Origin of the sequence: Anaerostipes butyraticus, assembly GCF_016586355.1 — a bacterium.
Lineage (GTDB): Bacteria > Bacillota > Clostridia > Lachnospirales > Lachnospiraceae > Anaerostipes > Anaerostipes butyraticus.
Genome location: NZ_BLYI01000038.1, coordinates 42,964 through 52,031, shown reverse-complemented (window position 1 = coordinate 52,031; position 9,068 = coordinate 42,964). Strand labels below are relative to the sequence as shown.

Annotated in this window: 10 protein-coding genes and 3 tRNA genes; 3 read left to right on the top strand and 10 right to left on the bottom strand. The window is 43.4% G+C overall.

Features of this window, described 5'->3' with window-relative positions:
- Positions 1-78: 78 nt before the first annotated feature.
- The 4 genes from JMF81_RS09135 to JMF81_RS09120 form a co-directional block, all read right to left on the bottom strand.
- Positions 79-149, bottom strand: a tRNA-Gly gene (locus JMF81_RS09135).
- A gap of 4 nt (positions 150-153) precedes the next feature.
- A tRNA-Phe gene (locus JMF81_RS09130) sits at positions 154-226 on the bottom strand.
- Positions 227-284: 58 nt separating this feature from the next.
- A complete protein-coding gene (locus JMF81_RS09125; protein WP_201311147.1) occupies positions 285-779 on the bottom strand; it encodes an HD domain-containing protein in 495 nt (164 codons plus the stop codon).
- Complete coding sequence (locus JMF81_RS09120; protein WP_201311146.1) at positions 776-1,291, bottom strand: HAD domain-containing protein; 516 nt, start codon at positions 1,289-1,291, stop codon at positions 776-778. Before JMF81_RS09120 ends, JMF81_RS09125 begins: the two co-directional genes overlap by 4 nt.
- 234 nt (positions 1,292-1,525) lie before the next feature.
- Here JMF81_RS09120 and JMF81_RS09115 point away from each other — a divergent pair, with 234 nt between their 5' ends.
- The 3 genes from JMF81_RS09115 (at position 1,526) to bilS (ending at position 3,101) form a co-directional block, all read left to right on the top strand.
- Positions 1,526-2,185, top strand: coding sequence for an HAD family hydrolase (locus tag JMF81_RS09115; protein ID WP_201311145.1), 660 nt, complete (start codon positions 1,526-1,528; stop codon positions 2,183-2,185).
- A gap of 62 nt (positions 2,186-2,247) precedes the next feature.
- On the top strand, positions 2,248-2,457 hold the full coding sequence (locus JMF81_RS09110) for a DUF378 domain-containing protein (protein WP_201311144.1): 210 nt from the start codon (positions 2,248-2,250) through the stop codon (positions 2,455-2,457).
- A 149-nt stretch (positions 2,458-2,606) separates the two neighbouring features.
- Entirely contained in the window at positions 2,607-3,101 is a 495-nt protein-coding gene (gene bilS, locus JMF81_RS09105) for a flavodoxin family protein BilS (RefSeq protein ID WP_201311143.1), read from the top strand.
- A 429-nt stretch (positions 3,102-3,530) separates the two neighbouring features.
- On the opposite strand, the gene JMF81_RS09100 is transcribed toward bilS, so the two are convergent.
- From JMF81_RS09100 to JMF81_RS09075, 6 genes are all read right to left on the bottom strand, one after another.
- Positions 3,531-3,603, bottom strand: a tRNA-Gly gene (locus JMF81_RS09100).
- A gap of 160 nt (positions 3,604-3,763) precedes the next feature.
- Positions 3,764-4,147: a hypothetical protein gene (locus tag JMF81_RS09095; protein WP_201311142.1), complete on the bottom strand. Its 384-nt coding sequence runs from the start codon at positions 4,145-4,147 to the stop codon at positions 3,764-3,766.
- A 26-nt stretch (positions 4,148-4,173) separates the two neighbouring features.
- Positions 4,174-5,835, bottom strand: a complete 1,662-nt coding sequence (locus tag JMF81_RS09090; protein ID WP_201311141.1) for an amino acid ABC transporter ATP-binding/permease protein — start codon at positions 5,833-5,835, stop codon at positions 4,174-4,176.
- Complete coding sequence (locus JMF81_RS09085; RefSeq protein WP_201311140.1) at positions 5,822-7,585, bottom strand: ABC transporter ATP-binding protein/permease; 1,764 nt, start codon at positions 7,583-7,585, stop codon at positions 5,822-5,824. Before JMF81_RS09085 ends, JMF81_RS09090 begins: the two co-directional genes overlap by 14 nt.
- On the bottom strand, positions 7,578-7,982 hold the full coding sequence (locus JMF81_RS09080) for a YbaN family protein (RefSeq protein ID WP_201311139.1): 405 nt from the start codon (positions 7,980-7,982) through the stop codon (positions 7,578-7,580). The genes JMF81_RS09085 and JMF81_RS09080 overlap by 8 nt, the downstream gene beginning before the upstream one ends.
- Positions 7,983-8,223: 241 nt before the next feature.
- A complete protein-coding gene (locus JMF81_RS09075; protein WP_201311138.1) occupies positions 8,224-9,063 on the bottom strand; it encodes a helix-turn-helix domain-containing protein in 840 nt (279 codons plus the stop codon).
- Between the last annotated feature and the right edge of the window lie 5 nt (positions 9,064-9,068).

Below are 9,068 nucleotides of genomic sequence, written 5' to 3'. Positions count from 1 at the left end.
CATTTTATTTTCTCTCCTGTTCCTGAAAAAGAGAAAAGCATGTAAAAGTATCTTACTTCTACATGCCTCTGTCTTCTAAGCGGGTGATGGGAATCGAACCCACGTGATCAGCTTGGAAGGCTGGAGTTCTACCATTGAACTACACCCGCACAATGCCCAGAGCCGGAATCGAACCAGCGACACGAGGATTTTCAGTCCTCTGCTCTACCGACTGAGCTATCTGGGCTCCTGTCTTTTGTCGTATTTCTGCGACTCCTATACTTTACCACATCATCCGGAAGATATCAAGATTTTTTTGAAAAAATTTTTTCCAGCATAAATTTTCCGGTTCCTGTACGAAAGATTTTGTCTCTAACGCTGCATATTGTTTCCTCTTTTGCATGTTCCTCCGCAAGATTCACCAGAAAATCTGCTTCTACAAGAATCTGATAATCCATACCATCTATATGATCATAGGTATGATGATGTCCAATCAGATAACAGACTCTCTCCATCCGCGCTTTGTCGTATCCCAGCCTGGTCAGCATTTTTTCTGCTTCTGCCGGTCCCTCGATCTCCTGATATTTTCCGCTGCTGCTTTGATATTTTTTCTCACTTAATTTAATCCCAATATCATGGGTAATTGCCGCAGTCTCTAAAATATCCTGTGTCTCTTCATCCAGACCTTCTCCTTCACCAATAATCTTGGCATAAGCATATACTTTTAAAAAATGCTGGATCCGCTTCGGATCCCCTTCATAATAGGAGATCATCTCTTTTACCAAGTCTCCCGCTGTCATCTTTCCGCTCCTCTCTTCCTGTTCTTAAAGAATCTCCAAAAATGCTTTTTGTTCAGAATCCTGATCGCGCGCTCCACATGTTCTTTGCGCAGCCCTCCTGTACAAAAATCTGTCTTTACCAAATGCTTATCATATCCATGGCGGTACCAGTCATAATCACCGTCATCGAGAATTACAAAACTCTCTACCTTCTCCGGACATTTTTCCAGCCAGTCCTTGATCTCGTCTTCCCGTCGTCCGCTGCTGAAATACTCCGTCTTGTCAATGATCTTCATCTGATATTTTTCCAGAGTTTCTACCAAAAGCTGGCACCAGTCCTGGACTTCATCCCGATGTTCTGTCCATCCGTATCTCCAGGATGATGATAAAACAATCTCAGCTCCAGTTGCATCAACAATTTCCTTCAGGCAGCGAATATTCTCTTCATCGATCGGAACCAGTTCATCACCGCATCTTTCAAACAAGTCCTGAGAATTCAACACGCCATCCACATCCAGAAAAATAACTTTCATTCTGCCTTCCTCCTTCATGGCAACTGCATTGCACTTTCGACCACACATTTTCCATACTTTTAAGAAATCCTCTTTTCACTATACTATACTCCTTCAGCAGACCCGTTCTAAATCGTTCTTATTATACTATTTCTCCTTTAGATTGTAAATGCAGATCCTTTTCTTTCATTTACGATTTCCCTCTTTCATGCTACAATGATATCAAATACCCACCCTATATATAAGGAGTATGCAATGAATTTTAACTGTGTTATTTTTGATTTTAACGGAACCTTGTTTTTTGATGATGACAAACATGTTGCAGCCTGGAATCAGATTTCAAAAGAAATCCGGGGCATAGGCATTACGCCGGAAGAACTTCATGAGAATATTAACGGCGTTCCCAACCAGAAGACAATTTCTTTCCTGTCCAACGGCACTTACAGTCCGGAACAGATTGAATTTTATTCTCAGAAAAAGGAAGCTGTTTACCGTGAAAAATGTCTGGAAGACACGGAACATTTTCATCTGGTTGACGGGGCGGAAGAATATTTTGATTACCTGAAATCTCAAAATATTCCTTTTACGATCGCGACTGCCTCCATAAAGCCAAACGTTGATTTTTTTATTGACAGTTTCCATCTGGACCGCTGGATTCCGCGCGAGAACTTTGTCTATGATGATGGCTCTTATGAAAACAAGATCGATATGTTTCGTGACGCATGCCGAATCCTCGGATCTGATCCAGAACATTCTTTGATTTTTGAAGATTCCGGCTCCGGTATTCGAAATGCTTACGAATCCGGATGTCCTAACATTATTGTGATGGCCGCCGAAAAAGATTTTTCTGAATTTGAAGGAAAACCCGGAGTTTTAAAAATCATTCGTTCGTTCCGCGAATTACTTCCTGAATAATTTTTTTCATTTCCCGCCATACTATTCACTGATTCCTGATCAAAGTGAAAAGGAGGTTCTTTATGGGAAACAAATTTTTAGATTGTACAGCGTTAACCATCGTGATCATCGGTGCCATTAACTGGGGATTGATCGGCTTTTTTCAGTTCGATCTTGTCGCCTTTCTTTTCGGAAACATGAGTGTAGTTTCCCGGATCATCTATGATCTCGTTGGTATCTGCGGATTGTATCTGCTGAGCTTTTACCGCTACTGCGGCAGAAAAAATCCTTAGGCAGCATCAAAAATCAGGCCGTATCCGCTGCGAATCTCCGGGTACGGCCATTTTCCGCTGCCGCCCTTTGACAGTTCCTATCCGTCATCCTATACTATTTCTATTCAAAAACCTGATAACTATTATTTTTACATAACAGGAGATATAATATGAAGTATTCTATTGTTTACAGCAGCCGTACCGGCAATACAAAACTTCTTGCAGAACATTTAAAATCCAGCCTTCCGGATGATTCCGTCATCTACTTTGGAAAACCATCTGCCGAGGCTGCAGAAGCCGATCTGATCTTCCTTGGTTTCTGGACTGATAAGGGCTGCTGCGATGAAACAGTAACCGATTTTCTTACTCTGCTGAGCAGCAAAAAAATCTTTTTATTTGGCACTGCCGGATTTGGACAAAGCGATGCTTACTTTGAACAGATTTTATCCAGAGTCAGGGAACAGATTCCAAAATCCTGTCAGGTAACCGGTACATTTATGTGTCAGGGAAAAATGCCGGATTCTGTACGGAAACGCTACGAGGCCATGATGTCTCAGGAACCGGAAAAAGCCAGACAGCTGATTGCCAACTTTGATCAGGCTCTGACTCATCCTGATAAAGAAGACCTTGCACATCTGAATCAAAAAATCCGCGATTTTATATAAGTTGTTTTTTCACAGATTTTTAACTGTATAACGATCTCATAACGTAGTATATTATAAGTATAGAGAAACGTTTTTCGAAAGAATACGAGGTGGTAATATGTTTGCATGGCTGGCATGGCTTTTCAGTCTCTTTAAACGAACCAAGTAGTTTTAAAGGCCGATTTTAATGACAAGCTCTTTTATCTTTTACTGTTTATTTTATAACGTTTCCATTCCCGGTGTGTTCCGGGATTCCATGTTCCGCAAAAGCCCCGATCCAGAACATCTGAATTGGGGCTTTTGTCATTTTTCATTTTATAAAAATCAGGATCGGAAAACAGGTTCAGCTTTTCCTGCTGCCTGAAAGTGTAACAAGTGTAATATCATTTTAAGAAAAGAAAAAAGCCGTAAACCTTAAGTATACCTATGGTTTACGGCGATTTGTAATAGAGCGATAGACGGGGTTCGAACCCGCGGTCTCAACCTTGGCAAGGTTGCGCGTTACCAGCTACGCCACTATCGCATATGTTCTGTGTTTTTCAGAACAATGATGATTCTACCGTATAATTTCTTCTTTGTCAACCTTTTTTTCATATTTTTTTATTTTCTTATTCTATTCCTTTTTTCGCCTGAAATTTCACAAAGCAGAGAACTCCAAAAGGAATTCTCCGCCCTGCACTTTTTTACATCCATACTTCCTGTACGATATGTACGATGATCGTTACCCATAGCAGTACTGCCAGCATCCGATGAAGAATAATCCACTTCTTTTTCATTGTATTACGAAATAAATGTATGATAAACATCAGCAGTAAAATCAAAAAGCTGATTTTTCCTATATTCATGCCGGGACCCGCAGAGGACAGCCGGCAGTGAAGAAAGGTAAGGATGATCGTCAGGATTCCTAATACTCTGTGGCTTTTTCTTAAAAACCGGTATCCCTTGTAAGATATATCCCGGGATGCCAGGCAGCGTCTCTGGCAATATTTTCGTACAGGATAATTCAGTGATAATAAAACGATGCAAAGTGTAACAAACCATGGCAGTATCATATTTAAAAATGTCATGTTTTTTCTCCTTCTGTCAAGTTTTTCTAAGACATCCTCCCGCTCTTCATCTGATAAATAGTATCCGCAAAACTAATCGTAGACTGTCTGTGAGATACAAGAACCACAGTTCTCTGATTCCGTTCCTTCTCCAGTGACTTTAAAATCATTCCTTCATTTAACGAATCCAGATTGCTGGTAGGCTCGTCCAGAAGCATCATCGGGGCGTCATGAAGGAACGCCCTGGCAATTCCGATCCTTTGTTTTTCTCCGCCGGATAAACAATCCCCCAGCTCTCCTGCATTCGTATCATAGCCATTGGGAAGTGACTCAATAAATTTATGGAGAGACGCCTTTTTAGCTGCTTCTATAATTTCTTCTCTGGATGCCCCTGGTTTTCCGACCGAGATATTTCCTGCAATCGTGTCATGGAATATCTGTGTTTCCTGTGTTACATAAGACTGAGTATTCCGAAGCCTCCGCGTCGGTATTTCCCTGATCTTTTGTCCGGATATCCGGATTTCTCCCTGATCTGTCTCCCAAAACCGCATCAGAAGTTTTAATAGCGTTGATTTTCCGGAACCGCTTTTTCCATAAATCCCTACAACCTTTCCCTTCGGTATTTCAAGCGTACAGTCCTTTAGAGTCTCCCCTTCCCCATAAGAAAATGTAACATTCTCCGCACTGGCTCCACTAAAATCCATCTTCGCTTCTTCTCTGTCCGGAATTTCTTCCACCGCCGGCTCTTCTTCCAGCAGAGAAAGAACCCGTTCTCCGCATGCCAGCGTCTGATGAAGGTTATTGGACAGATTCGATAAAGCTACAGCCGGTCCAAATGACCCCATCATGGCAGTCGCAACAAGCACCATACCTTCAAAACGAAGCTGTCCCGTCTGATACAGGTTCCATGTCATAAACAGCATAAGAAACGAGGCCGCCAGAATCACCAGGTTTGTAACCGCTTTCTGTCCTGCTTCCATACGATTTAAATGTTTCTGCAGGTTTCCGAGATTTCTGGACCGCTCCATCATCTCCTGTTTCCGTTTCCTTCCCTGGCCGTATTGGATGGTTTCATCGATTCCGTGAAGGGAATCCAGAACAAAACTGTTGAGATGTCCCAGTCCGTCACGAAACTCCATGCCTGTGGCAGCTCCCTTTTTCCCATTCCATAAAGGAATCACTGCTCCCACTATGATATAGGCTGCGGCTGCAAATGCTCCCGCCGCCCAGTGGTATCGTCCGATAAAGATGATCATGATCAGAGATGTAAGAACCGCGATACAAACCGGTGAAATTGTATGAGCATAAAATACTTCCAGCAGTTCAATATCCGAAGTAATAATGGAAATCAGATTTCCTTTTTCCCTGCCTTCCAGTTTCGCCGGACATAATCTGCGCAGTGCTGCAAATACCTTATGCCGGATGATGGCAAGCAGACGAAACGCAATATAATGATTGCAGTATTGTTCTGCATAATGAAGGATTCCCCTCATAACCGCCATAACTCCCATACCGATAAAAATACTTCCGGCCGTTATCCCTGCCAGTTCTCTTAACAAGCCGTACGCAGCTGCGATCGTAAGGAAAATGGCGCACAGATATCCTGCGCTTCCCAGCAGCACCGCCAGAACCATCAGATGAATCAGCGGTCTGACCAGCACAATCAGACGGCTCATGATTTTTATGGCACTTCTTCTATTGTGATGCATCCTGTGCCTCCTCTCCTGCATCCGGTATCCGGACGTATTGTTCCAGTTCTCTCTGTTCCTGATATAACATTTTGTATTTTCCTTCCCTGGAAATCAGCTGATCATGGGTTCCCTGTTCTTTTATCTGACCGCCTTCCATCATATAAATCCGGTCACATTCTGTTACATTGGACAGTCTGTGGGAAATCAGCAGCACTGTTTTTGTTTCTGCCAGTTTCCGGATCACATCCATGATCATTTCTTCGCTTTCGGCATCAATATTCGACGCCGCTTCATCAAAAATATAAATCGGGGTATCGTGAAGCAAAGCTCGTGCCAGCGCCAGCCTCTGACGCTGCCCTCCGGAGAAATTTTCTGCTTTTTCCGTCAGTTTTGTCTGCAGGCCGTCCTGATCATTTAAAAAGTCCAGCAGATTCACTGCCTGCAGCGCTTCCCGCATTTCAGACAATTCCGCGTCCGGCTTTGCCATTCTGAGATTTTCCTCCACAGTTCCCTGGAACAGATAACTGTTATGTGTTACCAGGGTGATGTGCTTCATCCTTTCCTCTTCCCTGATGTTCTCAAGCGGAGTCTGTCCAATGCAGACCTCCCCTTGATCATTCTTATTTTTTCCGGCCAGAATTCCTGCAATGGTGCTTTTCCCGCATCCGGATTCTCCCACCAGGGAAATGAAGCTTCCAGACGGAAATTCCATGGAAATATCTTTCAGGATTTGCCGCTTCCCATCATAAGAAAAGCTCACATTTTTTATATGAATGCCAAAATCATCTTCCGGGAAATCTTCGGTCCCCTGTCTGGGTTCTTCCTGATCCAGAAGGGCAAAAATCTTATCACTGGCCGCCATTCCATTCATCGCGATGTGAAAAAAGGATCCCAGCAGACGCAGGGGAATGAAAAATTCTGCCGCCAGCAGGATTATGACCAGGGCTCCGCCGAAAGATACATTTCCTGCCATAAACTCTCTGACCGCCAGAATCATTCCTGCTGCCGCGCCGCCATAGGCGATGATATCCATCACACTGGTGGAATTTAACTGCATGGTCAGAACTTTCATCGTAATCTTTCGGAACCGGCTGGCTTCTTCATCCATTTCAGCCGCTTTCTGTTCATCCGCCTGATAAATTTTCAGTGTCGTCATCCCCTGGAGATTTTCCAGGAAGCTGTCTCCCAGCTGTGTATACATTCCCCAGTAACGCTGGAGAAGTCTTTTTGCGATTTTCTGTACCGCCACGATGGATATAGGAATCAAAGGGACACAGATCAGCAAAACCGCACTTGCTTTTAAACTGATGGGCTTCAGGCAGAAAAAAAGTGTGACAGGCGCCAGTATACTGTAAAATAACTGAGGCAGATACCGTCCAAAATAAGTCTCCAGCTGTTCTACGCCTTCCACGCTCATCTGCACCGCCTCTGCTGATGAAATTCGTTCCCGGTAGGATGCGCCCAGTTTCAGAAGCTTTTCATAAATCTTGTCTCTCAGAATCCTTTTTACACCGGCGCTGGCTGCGTAAGACATTCGTGCCGCCATCTGGTCTGCCAGAAATCTCAGAGCCGTCATTAAAATCAGGATCCACAATGTAAGAAATACGATTTCCTTATTTCCTCTGCCTTCCAGGATTTTCTGTACCAGATTTCCAATCGCAAACACCGATATGATTTGTCCAAGGAGCACGGCCCACTGCCACAGCACCTGATATATGATGTATTTTTTCCCTTCGGATAGTAAAGCCAGAAGCCTTGTCTTAATCATAAGCTGCCTCCTTATGTCCTGTTTTCTTTGTTTCCACCTTGAAAAAGAAATACAGGATATGACAGATCCAGACGATCAAAATGCAAATCCGGCCTGCCGGCACGCGGTGCATTGCCAGAAATCCGGCCAGCATAACAACAGTAACGGTTCCAACGATGGAACACTTGGTTTTCATGGTCATTGATTTTTCTTCTGCAAAACTTTCCAGATGTTTTTTATAAAGTCCGGTTCCAAGAAACCACTGATGCAGTCTTGGGGAACTTTTTGCAAAGCAAAAGGCCGCCGCCATGTAAAACGGCACAGTCGGCAGAATCGGAAGCAGGATCCCCACGGTTCCCAGTCCCAGGCTTATAAATCCGATCAAAATCCAAAAAATTCGTGATGGCTGTTTTTTCATAGATATCTCCTTATCCGCTTTGGTTAGTTTTGTGTAACTCAAAAGGCATCTAACATGTACCATAGAAAAGTTTCCCCTGTCAACAGCAGGATTTTCCTCGATTTTCTAAAAAAATGATCATAAAAAAATCCACCTTTCATCTGAAAGATGGATTTTTCTCAATATTTTCTTTCTTTTCCTGTCTTCCTTATTTTTGCTGCACCCCTGCAACATTTTTCTTCTTATTGAAAATTGTTTTCAATTAAAACCTCAGGATCAGCACAGCTGAACTCTCCGGCATTCTTCGTTCTCCTACACTGCTGGTCATAAACAGCTGGACCTGCCCGCTCATTTCCCATTCAGACAAAGTTTCAAACCAGAACGCCTGCAGAGGAATCCTTACTTTCGATTCCATAAAAGGCAGTTCCTCAATCACATCCTGTCGATTTCTGTATTTTATACTCTGAACATGACCGGACAGCAGGACTCCGCCTTTCGTATACGCCCTGATTTCCTGTATGGCCAGTTCCAGATACTGCCGGTCTTCTTCGTACACAAGATATCCCGGCTTCTGAAATCCCATATCCGCCATAGAAAGAGTCTGCCTGTCTTTTCCCTGCCGGTAAAGTGCAAAATCCACCGGATACGTGCCGGCTTTCAGGAAATCTTTCAGCTGTTCATACGGAACCTGTCTTATTTCTTTTCCTTCATTTTCACCAATCTTATCATACCGAAGGTGCTTTTTCTCTTTCTGGCACATTTTTCTAATGACTGCCGGATCCACCGAATCGATCATACCGGCAGCCGCCTGACTCCGATTTCCTTCTTCCACTCCCAGATTCTCAAAATATTCCATCAGATCCTTCTCAATTTCATCATAAAACCGAAGGTATTCTTCTCCCTTTTTCGTCAGTTTCTTTTCACTTCCTGAAACAAACCCCTGCTCCTGGCTTTTTTTCATCCAGCGGGATATGGTGGAACGGTTAACTCCCAGCTTCCGGGCTGTTTCTGCTTCATTATATTTCCCTTTTTCCTCTGTCTGATATTTCACATCCTGCAGACATCTCAGCCAGAACACATTAGGGTGATTGCTTTTTTCCATTTCAT

Excerpts from the sequence above, each read along its gene's own strand:
- JMF81_RS09125 (WP_201311147.1), bottom strand. The coding sequence starts at position 779 with ATGACAGCGGGAGACTTGGTAAAAGAGATGATCTCCTATTATGAAGGG.
- JMF81_RS09120 (WP_201311146.1), bottom strand. The coding sequence starts at position 1,291 with ATGAAAGTTATTTTTCTGGATGTGGATGGCGTGTTGAATTCTCAGGAC.
- JMF81_RS09115 (WP_201311145.1), top strand. The coding sequence starts at position 1,526 with ATGAATTTTAACTGTGTTATTTTTGATTTTAACGGAACCTTGTTTTTT.
- JMF81_RS09110 (WP_201311144.1), top strand. The coding sequence starts at position 2,248 with ATGGGAAACAAATTTTTAGATTGTACAGCGTTAACCATCGTGATCATC.
- bilS (WP_201311143.1), top strand. The coding sequence starts at position 2,607 with ATGAAGTATTCTATTGTTTACAGCAGCCGTACCGGCAATACAAAACTT.
- JMF81_RS09095 (WP_201311142.1), bottom strand. The coding sequence starts at position 4,147 with ATGACATTTTTAAATATGATACTGCCATGGTTTGTTACACTTTGCATC.
- JMF81_RS09090 (WP_201311141.1), bottom strand. The coding sequence starts at position 5,835 with ATGCATCACAATAGAAGAAGTGCCATAAAAATCATGAGCCGTCTGATT.
- JMF81_RS09085 (WP_201311140.1), bottom strand. The coding sequence starts at position 7,585 with ATGATTAAGACAAGGCTTCTGGCTTTACTATCCGAAGGGAAAAAATAC.
- JMF81_RS09080 (WP_201311139.1), bottom strand. The coding sequence starts at position 7,982 with ATGAAAAAACAGCCATCACGAATTTTTTGGATTTTGATCGGATTTATA.
- JMF81_RS09075 (WP_201311138.1), bottom strand. The coding sequence starts at position 9,063 with ATGGAAAAAAGCAATCACCCTAATGTGTTCTGGCTGAGATGTCTGCAG.